Genomic DNA, 13,893 nt, shown 5'->3' on the forward strand with positions numbered 1-13,893 from the left:
GTGCGGCGGCATTGATCCCCGTCAACAAAGATCGCGGACATGGGCGTATAATTCCGAAAGAGTTTTGCCCTCACGCAGCCGCAGTCTTTCGCGGCGGCGAGAACAGGTGGGATGGGCGCATAGCGCCGCCGATGAACTGCACGACCCAGAACGTGGCCCCGTCGTCTCGACACCTCTACGTTTGGTGATGGAGTTCGGGGAGGAAAGGCGGTCGTCAGGCACTTCGGCGCGCGACGACCGGCACGTAGTGCTCGAGCTCCGGTGCCGGGAACTTGAGCGTCGCGTTGATTTCCGCCGAGCGGTAGAGGCCCATCAGCATCTCGACGACGGCGAGCCCGTCCTCGAAGGTTTCGAGCGGCTTCTCGCCCTTGCGGAAGCACTCGACCATGTGGCGGTTCTCATCGGTATAGCCATAGACACCGGCTTCGTCCTCAAGCACCGGCATCAGACCCTGCTCGGCGTTCTGCTTCTCGACAAGATCCTCGCCTTCGGAGCCCTTCACCTCGCGCGACATGAAGATCTTCAGGCCCGTGCTCAGCGAATTGTATTCGAGCGCATATTCCGGCCCGAGCAGTTCAAGCTGGATGCGCAGCCCGGCGCCGACATAGGCCCAGGAGGTGGTCGCCTCGATCATCAGTTCGTTACCGTCCTGGTCTTCGAGCGTCACCGTGGCGCGGGCAAAATCTTCCGACGGCCGGTTGCGGTAGTCCACTTCGTTGCCGAAGCGCTTGCGCAATTGTTCGGCATAATTGGGTCGCGTCCATTTGAGGTTGGCGACGGTGCCGTTGACAGCCTTGATTTTCAGTGAGTTGCGCGGTGCGCCGGGCGCCGTGAGCAAGTAGCGCGCCACCTCGACGCTGTGGCACATCATGTCGGAGAGCACGCCGCCGCCCTGCTTGTCGCCCTGCCAGAACCAGGGCTCGTGCGGGCCGGAATGTTCCTCCGCGGCGCGCGCCAGATAGGGGCGACCAGTGGTCGAGACGGCGCGCCGCCAGATGATCTCCTTGCCGCGCAGCACCGGCGTGCAGAACACCTGGTTTTCAAGATAGCCGTGATTGAGGCCGGCGTCCTCGGCAAGCGATAGCATCTCTCGCGCCTCGGCAATGGTGCGGGCAAGCGGCTTCTCGCAGGCGACGGCAAACACCGTGCTGCGGCCATCCTTGACCGCCTTGTGGAGAGTACGCATGACGTCGAGGCGGGTGTAATTGGGCGAGAGAATCCAGATCGCGTCGACATCATCGGCGGTCAGCAGCGCCTCCAGGCTCCCATGGGTGCGGCAGGTGCCAAGACCAAGTGCGGCGACCTCCTTGGCAAATTTCTCCCGGTTTTCGGGCTTGCGGCTGAAGACGCCGGTCACCTCGACATTGCGCACACCGATCATCGATTTCAGATGGAAATGGGCGATGAAGCCCGATCCGACGAAACCCACACGCAGCGTCTGCTTCGGTAGCTGTGTCATTCTGTTCTCCCGGGTTGTCGTTTTTCTGAAGTCGGCGCGGGATGCGGGCGGAATACCGCCCTCACTTTCCTCATCCCGCTCTGGTCATTTCTTCGGCGGCGCGGTGCTGCCGCGAATGTTGAGGGCGGTCGGCAGCACGACGGCCGGTGCAGCGGCAACATCGTCGCCGGACAGGATATCGAGAAGCAGCGACATCGCCGTGCGGCCGATATCGGCGCGCGGCTGGCTGACCGTCGTCAGCGGCGGATAGAAGGCCTTGCTCAGATAGAGATCGTCGAAGCCGACGACCGAGACGTCGCCCGGAACATCGCAGCCGAGCCGTCGCAAGGCGTGGATCGCGCCATAGGCCATCTCGTCGTTGGCGGCAAAGATCGCCGTCGGTGGCTCCGGCAGGGCGAAGAGTTCGGCGACGCAGGCCTCTCCGCTTTCGAGCAGGTAGTCGCCGCGCACCTCGTAACCCTCAGGGATCGGCAGACCGGCGGCTGCCATCGCGGCCCGGTAACCGTCACGCCGGTGCATCGCCATCACCTCCGGCAATGGGCCGGCGACATGGGCGATGCGGCGATGCCCGAGTGCAATCAAATGCTCAACCGCCGAACGCGCCGCGGCAGAGTTGTCGATCTGCACATGCGGAAAGCCTGCAGTTTCGATCATTTCGAGCGCCACGACGATGGGAAGGTGAGAAACCGCAGCGCTTTCGCCCGGCTGCGGCTCCGGCAGCTTGCCGGTCATCAGGATCATGCCGTCGGCATGGCCATCGCGCAGCATGTTGAAGTATTCGACCTCGCGATCCGGATCATTCTCGGTATTGCCCATGAGAACGGCGTACCCGGCCGCCCGGGCCGTCGCCTCCACGCCCTTGAGGATCTCGAGATAGAAGGGGTTGCCAACATCTCGCACGACGAGCAGCACCGACATCGACCGGCGTGTCCTCAGGTTTCTTGCGCTGACGTTCGGCCGGTAGTTCAACTCGCGCGCAAGCTCGTGGATGCGCTTGCGCGTCTCGTCGGTCACCAGGCTGGAGCCGCTGAGCGCGCGGGAAACGGTCGCGACCGAGACTCCGGCCCTCTCCGCAATGTCCTTGATTTTCGGCCGCTCGCTCATGCCCGCATCGCCCGCCCACGGCCGTAGAACAACATCAGGAGCAGCAGCGTCGCGCCAAACACCATCTGGCGGCCGGATTCGTCGATATTGACCGTCGTCAGGATGCCCTGGAGGATGACGAGCAGCAGGGCGCCCGCCATGGTGCCGGTGTAGCCGCCCTTGCCGCCGGCAAGCGAGGTGCCGCCGAAGACGACCGCGATGATCGAGGAGAGCATGTATTGCTCTCCGACATTGGCGAAGGACGAGCCGGAATAGCCGAGCAGGCAGAGCCCGGCGATCGCAGCGAACATGCCCGAAATCATGAACAGACCGACGCGCATGAGGCGGACCGGGACGCCGGTCATATAGGCCGCATGTTCGTTCGAGCCGATCGCATAGATGCGGTGGCCGAAGACGGTGCGGTTCAACATGAAGGCCATCAACAGGCCGATCGCGATCCAGAGCCAGATGATGCCGGGAATGCCGAGCGCGAAGGGTTGCGTGACGAAGGCCGAAAGCCCCGGCGCGGCCCGACCCGAAGGGATACCCTGGCGGATGACGACGAGCAGGCCCTGCAGCACGCCGAGCATGCCAAGCGTCATGACCAGCGGCGGTATGCGCAAAAGCGTCACGCCGAGACCGTTCAAGAAGCCGAAGAACGCGCCGGCCGCCAGGCAGGCCAGCACCGCCGGCAGGATACCGCCATCGGCGCCGTTCATGACGTTGCCGGCGATGATCGCCGACAAGGAGACGATACCGCCGACGGAGAGGTCGATGCCCTCGCGGCCACCGAGAATGACGACGTTCTGGCCGGCGGCGACGATGCCGAGCAGCGAGGCGACGATCAGGAGACGCAGGATCTGGTCGGCCGAGGCGAAGCCGGGCGAAAGGCTTTGACCGAGATAAAGCAGCGCGACGATGAGGATCAGCGCAACGACCAATGGCTGTTTGAAGAAGGTGGTAACCGCAGTCATACGCGTGCCCTCCGGCCGGCAAGCACGCCGGCCATCAACACCAGGAGAATGGCAAGGCCCTGGACGAAGTTCTGCCATTCCGAAGGCGTGCCCATGAAGAAGACCAGCGAGTTGACGAGGCCGATCGTCAGAGCGCCGAGCAGCGAACCAACCACCGTCGTCCAGCCGCCGGCGAGCGCACTGCCGCCGAGCACGACCGCCGCGACGCTGTAGAGCGTCATCTTGCCGCCGACGAGCGGATCGCCGCTGGCCGTATCGCCGGTCAGGCAGAAGGCCGCGAGCGCCGAGAAGAGGCCGCTGAGCAGGTAGCCCCTAATGCGGACAGCCACGACCGGCAGCCCCGTCTGATAGGCGGCCTGCTGGTCATCGCCGACGGCCAGCAGTTCGGTCACGATACGGGTGCGCGACAGGAGATAGAGCAGCACGGCGAGAGCCGCGAGCACGTAGAAGACGAAAGGCAGGCCGAGCAGGCGTCCGCCATAGGTGTGCCAGAAGAGCGCCGGCGCCGGCGTACCGGCGACCGGCATGACGTAGAGCGCCAGGCCGATGAAGAAGATGCTGGTGGCGAAGGTGGCGACGATCGCCTGCAGGCGAAGGGCTGCGACGACGAGGCCGTTGACCAGGCCGCAGGCAAGGCCGATCAAGACGCCGAGCGCAAGCGCGAGCAGCACCGCACCGGCACCGCCGCCCCAGCGCTCCATCAAGACGACGATCGCCACGTTGACCAGCGACAGCGTCGCGCCGGCCGAGAGGTCGATGTCTCCGGCGGACACCACATAGGTTTGGGCGATCGCCAGCATGATCAGCGCCATATAGGTGCTGAGAAGTCCAGTCAGCGATCGAAAACTCAGGCTATTCGGAGAGAAGAGGCCGTTGAGCGCCAGTAGTGCAACAACGATCACAAGCGCCGGCAGGAAGGGGTAGCGCTCCAGCCAGGAACGGAGGCCGCCCGCCCCGGAAGTTCGCATGTCGGTCGTTGTCGATGTCATCACGCGGCCTCGTATGCAGCCTGGTAGAGATTGTAGCGGGTGCGATCGTCGCCGGTCAGTTCACGCGTCACCGAGCCGCCGTTGAAGACGAGGATGCGGTTGGCATTGCCAAGCAGCTCGGCGTCTTCAGACGAATAGAGCAGAATACCGAGGCCGTCGGCCGCAAGCTGCCGGATCAGCGCGAAGAGATCGGCCTTGGCCGAGAGGTCGATGCCCTTGGTCGGATCGTCGAGCAGCAGCACGTCGGGCCGGTCGATCAGCCAGCGGGCGATGATCACCTTCTGCTGGTTGCCGCCGGAAAGCGAATTGATCGGATGGAAGAGGCTGGCAAACTTCGTGTGCATCGCCGCGAGCGCCGGCATCGCCTTGTTTTTCAGGCTTGAGGGCCGCGCAATCATCAGCCGGTCGCGGAGATAGTGGATCGGCGTGACATTCTCGATGATTGGGCGGCCGCTGATGACCCCGTCACGGCCGCGGTCGCCGGAGACATAGGCGCAGCCGCGCCGGATCGCATCGCGCGGGCTCTTGGCGTTATAGCGTTCGCCGCCGATCGTCACCTCACCTGACGTCACGGCGCTTGTGCCAAAGATCGCTCTCAGCAGCGCCGACTGCCCTTGGCCGTGCAGACCACCAAGGCCGAGGATCTCTCCCCGTGCCACCTCGAAACTGACATCGCGAAAGCCCTTGCCGGTTAGATTTCGGACCGAGATCGCCGCCTTCGCCCGGGTTTCCACCACCGCTGGCGCCGAGGACCGGGCCGCCGGCATGTCGCTGGCACCGCCGACCATCAGCCGGATCACCGTTGCTGGATCGGTATCGGAGAGCTTGAGCGTCTCGATGGTCTCGCCGTCGCGGATGATCGTCACGCGATCGCCGATCGCGGTGATTTCGTCCATTCGGTGCGAGATGAAGATGACGCCGCGCCCTTGCGCCTTGAGGCCACGCAGGATTTCGAAGAAGCGATCGACCTGGGCGCGATCGAGCGCCGAGGTCGGCTCGTCGAAGATCAGGATCGGTGCTTCACTGGCGAGCGCCTTCATGATTTCGACCAGTTGCCGCTGGTCGGCCCTAAGATTGCCAACGAGCGCCTCCGCATGGAAGCCTTCGCCGGCGACCTCGGCGAACAGCGCGATGTAACGCGCCGCCCGCGCCTTCAGCGCCCGCCGGTCGATGAAGAAGCCGGCCTTCACCGGCAGGGCGGAGAGGCAGATGTTCTCTTCGACCGAACGATGGCTGGCCAGGCTAAGTTCCTGATAGAAGATGCCGATGCCGGCAACGCGCGCGGCTTGCGGCCCGGAAATCGTCACGGGCTTGTCATTGATCAGGATCTGGCCGCCGTCGGGGCGCACGCTGCCGGCGATGACCTTGCAGAGCGTGCTCTTGCCGGAGCCGTTGGAGCCCATCAGCACATGCACCTCGCCGGCGGCGACGTCGAGATCGCCGCGGCGTAACGCCAGCGTCGCGCCGTAAGCCTTGCTCACGCCGTTCAGTCTCAGTTTCGACATCGGCTGTCCACCATTTTGGTTGCTTGCTGCACCACCTCAAGTCGCGCCTTGGCGAGCTCCGCTGCAGCTGATTTCATGCCCGATACGATCCTGCCCTGGGAGCCGTCGGCGGCATTGGCCGCCGGGCAACTCAGATGCGAGCTGCCCGGTGGATCAGCGCTTACTTGAACAACGCCGTCGCGTCGTCGATCGAAAGCGCGTTGGTGTAGGAGTAATAACCCGGCTTGCCGTCGAGCTGCTTGGCCGCGTCCGCGAGGTTCTTGGAATCGATGAACGGGATCGGCAGATACATGGCGTTCTTGTACTGCCCCGCCGTTGCCGGCTCCTTCAGTTCCTTGCCCTGCAGCATCAGCACCGCGACGTTGAGCGCGCTCGCCATGACGCCGGGCGGGTTGACGGTCGCGCCGGAATTCAGCTTGTCCTTCACCCAGAGGTCGATGAAGTCCTTGCGGATTTCGCCGGTGGCGGCGATCTGGCCGGTCTTGCCGGCATCCATGATCGACTTCCAGGCCCCGGCGGCCATGCCGTCCTGCACGACGACGCCGTTGATGTCAGGATAGGTCGCAAGGATGTTCTGCATCGCCTGCTGGCCTTGCGCCTGATCCCAGTTGGCGTTGACTTCGTTGACCACCTGGATATCCGGATAATCCTTGAAGACGCTCTTGTAGCCGGCAACGCGCATCTCGTTTGCCGGATGACCGGCGACGCCGTTGATGGCAACGACCTTGCCCTTGCCGCCGAGCGTATCGGCCAGCCACTTGGCGCCGGCCGCACCCCAGGCCGTCTGATCGATGCCGACATAGATCGCATCCGGCGACGACACTTCGGCGTCCGTCGCGATCACCAGAATGCCGGCTTCCTTCGCCTGAGCGAAGATCGGATCGAAGGCGGTCGGGCTGTTGGGGTTGATGATGATGGCGTTCACGCCCTCGGCAATGAAGTTGCGCACCTGCGCAATCTGCCCGGGCACGTCGACATTGGCACTCTGGACCGAGACTTCGACGTCGACGCCTTTTTCCTTCCACTTCGCCGCGGCCTCCTTGGCCTCGTCGATCATCTGCGTGCGCCATTCGCTGCCGACCCAGCCGTTGGACAGGCCGATCTTGAAGGTCTCGGCATTGGCGAAAGAAGCGGAAATGGCAATGGTAGCGACAGCGCCAAGCGCTGCGGCGATAAATCTCTTCATAAGATCCTCCCAAATCTTGCGAAACCTATGAAGCCAGAAAATGTAATCGATTTCAATGGGGGTTTTCCAGGGATTTTTACAGAGGATTCTATTTCGGCCACTCACCTGACCCCCGGAGCAATGGAATGCGGCAACGCGCAGACGCCTGGCCACTTCCGGAGGAGTGCAAAGGAGGGGGCAATAGCGCTTGGCACCCCCTTCCCGCTGTGCAACAGCTGGGGCAGAGGCGACGACGATTCGTCGTGACGCCAGCTGGAATGAAATGCAGGAATGAAGCCATGACATGAAGGCGCTGCGGGACTGATCCCGATTGCCGCCGGAGCGACGGCCAGCCCGTTGCTCAAATCGCAACACTTCGTTGCTTGCCGGCCGGCTAGCCGCAATTTGCCCTCTCCCCCTACTGTGAAATCTGGGCAAAGAACAACAACTGGCTCCCAACCAGAGGAGAACATCATGACCGGAAAAACCGGAGCCGCCTCGGGCGCGCTCTATCTGCACATCCTTGTGCTGGCGATCGTCATCGTCTCCGAGCTGATCGGCATTCAACGCCTTCCGATCGGCATCGGCACCGTCATCTTCCTGCCGATCCTCTACGCTTTCGCGCTCGGCATCCTCGTCAATCCCGCCATTTTCAAGGCGAGCGCCAAGTTCCTGTCGCGCGATGCGGTCAAGCTTTCCGGCGCGATGATCACCGTCGCCATCATGCCGTTCATCGCCAAGTTCGGAACGACCGTCGGCCCGCAGATCTCCAAGATCATCGAGGCCGGCCCGGCGCTGGTGCTCCAGGAGCTCGGCAATCTCGGCACGATTCTCGTCGCCTTCCCGGTCGCGGTATTCCTGCTCAAGATGGGCCGCGAGGCCGTCGGCGCGACCTATTCGATCGACCGTGAACCGAACCTCGCGCTGATCGCCGACAAGTACGGTCTCAACTCGCCGGAAGGTGCGGGCGCCATGGGCGTCTATGCCACTGGCACGCTGATCGGCACCTTCGTCTTCGCCATCATGCCGCCGATCGTCCATGGCCTCGGCATCTTCGACGTGCGTGCGCTCGCCATGTCCTGCGGCGTCGGCTCCGGCTCGATGCTGGCGGCCTGCACCGGCGGCCTCGTGGCTGCCGTGCCCGACCAGAAGGACATCATCCTCGCGCTTGCCGCCGCCAGCAACATCCTGACCTATGCCACCGGGCTCTATGTCGGCATGTTCGTCGCGCTGCCCTTGACCGAGTGGCTCTACAACAAGGCTCGGCCGTCCGAGCGTCGCGCTCAAGCCTGATCGGGAGAGATATCATGGCCAACCAGACCAACACCTCCGCCAACTACGCCGACGATCTCCCTCTTAACGCCGAAGACGAGCGCAAGATCGATGTCGTCGGCCATGCCGGCCTGCTTCTGATCGCTTGCGCCATCGGGCTTATCGCCAATTGGGTCGGCACCGGCACCTCGCCGCTGACGGCGCTCCCGGGCATGGCAACGCTCTACGTCGCCTGCATCGTCGGCCTGGCGCTCGCCCGCTTTGTGCCCTTCTACCTGCCTGGTGTCGCCTGGGTGTCGCTGATCGCGATCCTCATCACCATCCCCGGCGTCCCGGGTGCGGCCTGGGTCAGCGAACAGGTTGAACACCTGAACTTTCTCGCGCTGGCAACGCCGGCGCTTGCCTATGGCGGCCTCGCGCTCACCGCCAGCGAATTCACCATCGCCCGCCGCTCGGGCTGGAAGATCGTCATCGTCGCGATCTGCGTGATGGTCGGCACCTACATGGGTTCCGTCGTCGTTGCCGACCTCTTCCTGCGCCTCGGGCAATAACCGAGACCCTGACACAAGGATTGGCCGGCCCGCGCAGGCCGGCCAGCCATCCCTTCATCGACAGGATGCAAACCATGACACGCCACGACATCAGCCCCGAACGCATCGAGGAAACGATCCGCTGGCGTCATCACCTGCATGCCTATCCCGAGCTTGCCTTCGAAGAGCGGCAGACTGCGGCCTTCATCGCTGGCCGGCTGGCCGAATGGGGCATCACGGTGAAGGACGGCTATGGCGGCACCGGCCTCGTCGGCACGCTCACGCGCGGCACGTCGAGCCGCGCCATCGCCATCCGCGCCGACATGGACGCGCTGCCGATCATAGAGACGAGCGGCGTTGCCTATGCCTCGAAAACGCAGGGCAAGATGCATGCCTGCGGCCATGATGGCCATGTCGCAATGCTGCTTGCCGCCGCGCGGCAGGCAAGCGAAATGGATTTCGACGGCACGGTGCACTTCATCTTCCAGCCGGCCGAAGAGGCCGAAGGCGGCGCGCAGGTCATGGTCGCCGACGGGCTCTTCCGCGATTTTCCGGCCGATGCCGTCTATGCGTTGCACAATTGGCCGGCGCTCGACGTCGGCTCGGTGGTCGCGCGCGACGATGCGATGATGGCCGCCTTCGGCGTTTTCGAAATCGCCATCACCGGCCGCGGCGCCCACGGCGCCATGCCGCACGAGGGCGCCGACCCGCTGGTCGCGGTCGCCCAGATTGTCACCGCGTTGCAGACTATCGCCAGCCGCAACGTCTCGCCGCTCGAAGCTGCCGTCGTCTCCGTCACGCAGATTCATGGCGGCGACGCCTGGAACGTCATCCCGGAAAAAGCCGTGATCCGCGGCACCACGCGCTGGTTCGACAAATCGGTCGGCGACACGCTGGAAACACGCATGCGCGTACTCGTCACGGCGCTTGCCGAAGGGCTCGACTGCAAGGCGGAGTTCGACTATCAGCGGCGTTATCCCGCCACGATCAACGACCCGGCTGCCGCCGCCCTTGTGCGTGCCATTGCCGCCGAGGACACCACATTGACCGTCGTCGACGCGCCGCCAAGCATGGCCGCGGAAGATTTTGCCTTCATGCTCGACGAACGCCCGGGCTGCTATCTCTGGCTCGGCGCCCGGCGCGAAGGCGCCAATCCCGGCCTGCATTCACCGCACTACGATTTCAACGACGCGATCATCGGTGAGGGCGTAAACCTCTGGACACGCCTCATCTCCACATCGCTTGGTCGTTGACCCCGAGGGGATTCCGTCGCATCCATGACCGCCATGGATGTACTCGACGCGAAAGCGCTCAGGATCTTTATGGCGGTTGCGCGCATCGGTTCGATCCGGGGTGCTGCGGAGCATATGGGGCTGGCGCCATCGGTCGTCAGCCGGCAGGTCGCCGACACCGAACGCGACATCGGCCTTTCCCTCTTCGAACGCACCGCGCGCGGCACGGTCTTGACCGATGCCGGCGAACTGGTGCTCGAACACGGCAAGCGGGTACTCGAAGACAACGGACTGCTCGCTGAACAGCTCGACCAGATCCGCGGCGTGCAGCAGACCCGCATCCGTATTCGCTGCGGCGAGGGCTTCATGGCCGATCTGGTGGAAAACGGGCTTTCCTCGTTCTCCAGGGCGCACTCCTACGTGCGCTACATCGTCGAGCTCGGCAGCACCGAAGACGTGGTCGACGCCATCGCCAACAGCGACGCCGATATCGGCATCGCCTACACCCCCTTCACCGACCCGCGCATCCGGGCGCTGGCAATCGCCCGCCAACCGCTCTGCGTCATCGTGCCGACAGGTCACCCGCTGTCAACACGCCGCGACCTGAAGCTCGCCGATTGCCTGACCTCGTCTTGTGCGCTGCTCGGCAAGGGCAATGGCGTGACGCAACTGGTGGCGCGGGTGGCGGCCGATGCGGGACTGGCGCTGGCGCCGCTGCTCGAAACCCATTCGATCGAGGTGCTGCGCCGCTTCGTTGCCGCCGGCCTCGGCGTCACATTCCTGCCGCGCACGGCCGTTGCCGTCGAAATCGCGCGCGGGGCGATGCAGGCGATCGACCTCGCCGATCCGCTGCTGCGCGAGGCGAGTGCCCACCTCATGGTGCGCGCCCACCGCCGCCTGCCGCTCTCGGTCGAAAAACTCGGCCAACATCTCGCGGAAGAAATGCAATCCTTCCGCGGCTGACGCATCGGCTCCGCGCCACCTCGCCCTTAGTTCTGAACGGCCGTCCACGGTTCTCGGCAGCTAAGCGCGCCCTCTCGGCGCCGCTGGACAACGCCGCAGACGTTGCCACGCCAGCAACGCATTGTACCAGGCGCGCCGTCTACCCGCTCGCCACCCCGCATGCCACCTTCGCCCGATCATCAGAACCAGACGAGGGTAGAGAAGATCATGACGGCGGAACGAACGACAGTGGGCGTGGTGGGATTGGGCGCCATGGGGCTCGGCATCGCGACGACGCTCGCCCGAGAGGGTTTCGCGGTCAAAGGTTTCGACCTTTCGGAAGCCCGGCGCACCCTTGCGGCCGAAGGTGGCGTTTCCCCGGTCGCCTCGCTCGCCGACGTCTTCTTCGATACCGATTTCATCGTCTTCTCTCTGCCGACCGCGAAGGACGTCGCCGCTGTCGTCGAGGCCAATCTCGAGGCGCTGAAATCGGCCAGCCCGCGGGTCGTGATCATCGACACCTCGACATCCGAGCCGGATGTCTCGCGTGATCTCGCCGCAGCCCTTGCCGGCCTCGGCCACGGCTTCATCGACGCGCCCGTGTCCGGCGGGCCGGCCGGTGCCGCAAGCGGCAAACTGACGATGATGATCGGCGGCAGCGATGCGGACGTCGCCCTTGCCGGCCCCGTCATCGAGGCGATGTCGGCGAAGGCGCTGCATGTGGGTGAAAGCGGCGCCGGCAACGTCGCCAAACTTGTCAACAACCTGCTCGCCGCCGCCCATATGGTTACGACGGGCGAAGGCCTGAAGCTGGCGCTTGCGGCCGGGCTTGACGCGGAAGTGGCGCTGAAGGTGCTGAACGCCGCCTCCGGCAAGTCGATGATCAGCGAGGTGCATTTCCCGACCTGGGTGATGAACGGCCGCTTCGACAGCGGCTTCACCATGGGGCTGATGCGCAAGGACGTGCGGCTTGCGAGCGAACTTGCAGCGCGCACCGGCGCCGAGCTGCCGCTTTCGCGTGCTGTCGCAAGGCTCTGGGCCGAGAGCCCGCTCGACAATGCAGATGACTTCACCCGCATGGGCGCCTTCCGCCCCGCCAACGACAACTGATACCCAAGGGAACGACGATGAACGAAATGACCATGCCCGCCAAGGCCGAGCGCATCCGCGCTCTCTTTCACGGTTTCCTTCCTGGCACGGAAATCGGCAGCTATGTGGATGGCGCGCTTGTGCCCGGCTCCGGCGATGAGCAGAAGCTGACGGATCCGGCGACCGGCGAAGTCTTTGCCACCTTCAAGGATGCCGGCAAGGACGTCGTCGACGCGGCGATGCAGGCCGCAGCGCGTGCCCAGCGCGAGTGGATTTCGATGACCGCTTCGGCCCGTGGCCGGGTGATGAACGAGATCGCCCGCAATATCCGCGAGCGCGCCGGCGAGATCGCCGAGCTCGAAAGCCGTTCGGCCGGAAGACCGATCCGCGACATCCGCGGCGAGGCCGTCCGCGTCGCCGAAATGTTCGAATATTATGCCGGCTGGTGCGACAAGCTCCATGGCGAGGTCATCCCGGTGCCGACTTCGCACCTGAACTACACCCGGAACGAGCCGCTCGGCGTCGTCGCGCAGATCACCCCCTGGAACGCGCCGCTCTTTACCGGCGGCTGGCAGATCGCACCGGCGATCTGCACCGGCAACGGCGTCGTCATCAAACCGTCGGAACTGACGCCGCTCAGCACGCTGGTGCTCGGTGCGCTCTGCGAGGCGGGCGGCGCGCCGCGTGGTCTCGTCAACGTCATCGCCGGCCAGGGCGTGACGGCAGGCCAGGCGATGGTCGCGCATCCGAAGACGGCACTCGTCGTCTTCGTCGGTTCGGCGCTGGCCGGTTCGGCAATTGCGGCGGCGGCCGCAAGGAACGTCGTGCCCTGCATCCTCGAACTCGGCGGCAAGTCCGGCAACATCGTCTTTGCCGATGCCGATATCGACCGCGCCATCGTCGGCGCTCAGTCGGCGATCTTCTCCGGCGCCGGCCAGAGCTGCGTTGCCGGCTCGCGCCTGCTCGTCCACCGCTCGGTGCATCAGCAGTTCGTCGAGCGCTATGCCGAGGCCGCCGCGCGCATCCCGGTCGGCGATCCCTATCTCGAAACGACGCAGATCGGCCCGATCAACAATGCCCGTCAGTGGGCGAAGATCGAGGAAATGGTCAAGCAGGGCGTGGCGGAAGGCGCCACGCTTGCGACCGGCGGCGCCAAGCCAACGGCACTTCAATCCTCCGGCGGCTTCTATTTCGCCCCGACCATTCTCGACAACGTCAAACCGGAGATGACGATCGCCCGTGAGGAGGTCTTCGGCCCTGTCGTCGGTGTCACCGTCTTCGACGATGAAGAAGAGGCAATCACGCTCGCCAACGACAACCCCTATGGCCTTGCCGGTGCGGTCTGGACCCGCGATGTCGGTCGCGCGCATCGCGTTGCTTCCAAGGTACGGGCCGGAACCTTCTGGATCAACGGCTACAAGACGATCAGCGTCATGTCGCCCTTCGGCGGCTTTGGTCGCTCCGGCTATGGCCGTTCCTCCGGTCGTGATGCCTTGATGGCCTATACCCAGACGAAGAGCGTCTGGGTTGAAACAGCAGAAAATCCGGCCATCGTCTTCGGCTATGCGCCGGAAACGTGATCGATACGCAGTTTAAACGAGAAGCGGCCGGCATATGCCGGCCGTTTCTTTTTGCTAACTGAAATCTGGGCAG

The 13,893-nt window shown here is 64.5% G+C and carries 12 protein-coding genes; 6 read left to right on the plus strand and 6 right to left on the minus strand.

Translation table 11 applies throughout. The features are described from left to right. Positions 1-214: 214 nt before the first annotated feature. The 6 genes from IB265_RS16630 to IB265_RS16655 all read right to left on the minus strand — a co-directional run bounded on the left by IB265_RS16630 (position 215) and on the right by IB265_RS16655 (position 7,196). Positions 215-1,459: a Gfo/Idh/MocA family protein gene (locus tag IB265_RS16630; RefSeq protein WP_057251772.1), complete on the minus strand. Its 1,245-nt coding sequence runs from the start codon at positions 1,457-1,459 to the stop codon at positions 215-217. An 84-nt stretch (positions 1,460-1,543) separates the two neighbouring features. Next, complete coding sequence (locus IB265_RS16635) at positions 1,544-2,563, minus strand: LacI family DNA-binding transcriptional regulator (protein ID WP_057251773.1); 1,020 nt, start codon at positions 2,561-2,563, stop codon at positions 1,544-1,546. Then, complete coding sequence (locus tag IB265_RS16640; RefSeq protein ID WP_057251774.1) at positions 2,560-3,516, minus strand: ABC transporter permease; 957 nt, start codon at positions 3,514-3,516, stop codon at positions 2,560-2,562. Before IB265_RS16640 ends, IB265_RS16635 begins: the two co-directional genes overlap by 4 nt. Beyond that, the gene (locus IB265_RS16645) at positions 3,513-4,505 is read right to left on the minus strand and encodes an ABC transporter permease (protein ID WP_057251775.1); all 993 of its coding nucleotides are present in this window, start codon (positions 4,503-4,505) and stop codon (positions 3,513-3,515) included. Before IB265_RS16645 ends, IB265_RS16640 begins: the two co-directional genes overlap by 4 nt. Beyond that, on the minus strand, positions 4,505-6,010 hold the full coding sequence (locus IB265_RS16650; RefSeq protein ID WP_057251776.1) for a sugar ABC transporter ATP-binding protein: 1,506 nt from the start codon (positions 6,008-6,010) through the stop codon (positions 4,505-4,507). The genes IB265_RS16645 and IB265_RS16650 overlap by 1 nt, the downstream gene beginning before the upstream one ends. A gap of 160 nt (positions 6,011-6,170) precedes the next feature. Continuing rightward, on the minus strand, positions 6,171-7,196 hold the full coding sequence (locus tag IB265_RS16655; RefSeq protein ID WP_057251777.1) for an ABC transporter substrate-binding protein: 1,026 nt from the start codon (positions 7,194-7,196) through the stop codon (positions 6,171-6,173). Positions 7,197-7,649: 453 nt separating this feature from the next. Here IB265_RS16655 and IB265_RS16660 point away from each other — a divergent pair, with 453 nt between their 5' ends. The 6 genes from IB265_RS16660 to IB265_RS16685 all read left to right on the plus strand — a co-directional run bounded on the left by IB265_RS16660 (position 7,650) and on the right by IB265_RS16685 (position 13,820). Then, on the plus strand, positions 7,650-8,468 hold the full coding sequence (locus IB265_RS16660) for a DUF3100 domain-containing protein (protein WP_057251778.1): 819 nt from the start codon (positions 7,650-7,652) through the stop codon (positions 8,466-8,468). 14 nt (positions 8,469-8,482) lie between these two features. Continuing rightward, on the plus strand, positions 8,483-8,998 hold the full coding sequence (locus IB265_RS16665) for a hypothetical protein (RefSeq protein WP_057251779.1): 516 nt from the start codon (positions 8,483-8,485) through the stop codon (positions 8,996-8,998). Between the two features lie 74 nt (positions 8,999-9,072). Then, positions 9,073-10,230: a M20 aminoacylase family protein gene (locus IB265_RS16670; protein ID WP_057252098.1), complete on the plus strand. Its 1,158-nt coding sequence runs from the start codon at positions 9,073-9,075 to the stop codon at positions 10,228-10,230. Positions 10,231-10,254: 24 nt separating this feature from the next. Continuing rightward, positions 10,255-11,172 (plus strand): LysR family transcriptional regulator, encoded by a 918-nt coding sequence (locus tag IB265_RS16675; RefSeq protein WP_244495651.1) that lies wholly within the window; start codon positions 10,255-10,257, stop codon positions 11,170-11,172. Positions 11,173-11,379: 207 nt separating this feature from the next. Further along, positions 11,380-12,261: an NAD(P)-dependent oxidoreductase gene (locus IB265_RS16680; protein ID WP_057251780.1), complete on the plus strand. Its 882-nt coding sequence runs from the start codon at positions 11,380-11,382 to the stop codon at positions 12,259-12,261. A gap of 26 nt (positions 12,262-12,287) precedes the next feature. Further along, positions 12,288-13,820, plus strand: coding sequence for an aldehyde dehydrogenase family protein (locus IB265_RS16685; protein ID WP_082615917.1), 1,533 nt, complete (start codon positions 12,288-12,290; stop codon positions 13,818-13,820). Positions 13,821-13,893: the final 73 nt, after the last annotated feature.

It is taken from the genome of Ensifer sp. ENS10 (assembly GCF_014852025.1).
Lineage (GTDB): Bacteria > Pseudomonadota > Alphaproteobacteria > Rhizobiales > Rhizobiaceae > Ensifer.

Excerpts from the sequence above, each read along its gene's own strand:
- IB265_RS16630 (WP_057251772.1), bottom strand. The coding sequence starts at position 1,459 with ATGACACAGCTACCGAAGCAGACGCTGCGTGTGGGTTTCGTCGGATCG.
- IB265_RS16635 (WP_057251773.1), bottom strand. The coding sequence starts at position 2,563 with ATGAGCGAGCGGCCGAAAATCAAGGACATTGCGGAGAGGGCCGGAGTC.
- IB265_RS16640 (WP_057251774.1), bottom strand. The coding sequence starts at position 3,516 with ATGACTGCGGTTACCACCTTCTTCAAACAGCCATTGGTCGTTGCGCTG.
- IB265_RS16645 (WP_057251775.1), bottom strand. The coding sequence starts at position 4,505 with ATGACATCGACAACGACCGACATGCGAACTTCCGGGGCGGGCGGCCTC.
- IB265_RS16650 (WP_057251776.1), bottom strand. The coding sequence starts at position 6,010 with ATGTCGAAACTGAGACTGAACGGCGTGAGCAAGGCTTACGGCGCGACG.
- IB265_RS16655 (WP_057251777.1), bottom strand. The coding sequence starts at position 7,196 with ATGAAGAGATTTATCGCCGCAGCGCTTGGCGCTGTCGCTACCATTGCC.
- IB265_RS16660 (WP_057251778.1), top strand. The coding sequence starts at position 7,650 with ATGACCGGAAAAACCGGAGCCGCCTCGGGCGCGCTCTATCTGCACATC.
- IB265_RS16665 (WP_057251779.1), top strand. The coding sequence starts at position 8,483 with ATGGCCAACCAGACCAACACCTCCGCCAACTACGCCGACGATCTCCCT.
- IB265_RS16670 (WP_057252098.1), top strand. The coding sequence starts at position 9,073 with ATGACACGCCACGACATCAGCCCCGAACGCATCGAGGAAACGATCCGC.
- IB265_RS16675 (WP_244495651.1), top strand. The coding sequence starts at position 10,255 with ATGACCGCCATGGATGTACTCGACGCGAAAGCGCTCAGGATCTTTATG.
- IB265_RS16680 (WP_057251780.1), top strand. The coding sequence starts at position 11,380 with ATGACGGCGGAACGAACGACAGTGGGCGTGGTGGGATTGGGCGCCATG.
- IB265_RS16685 (WP_082615917.1), top strand. The coding sequence starts at position 12,288 with ATGACCATGCCCGCCAAGGCCGAGCGCATCCGCGCTCTCTTTCACGGT.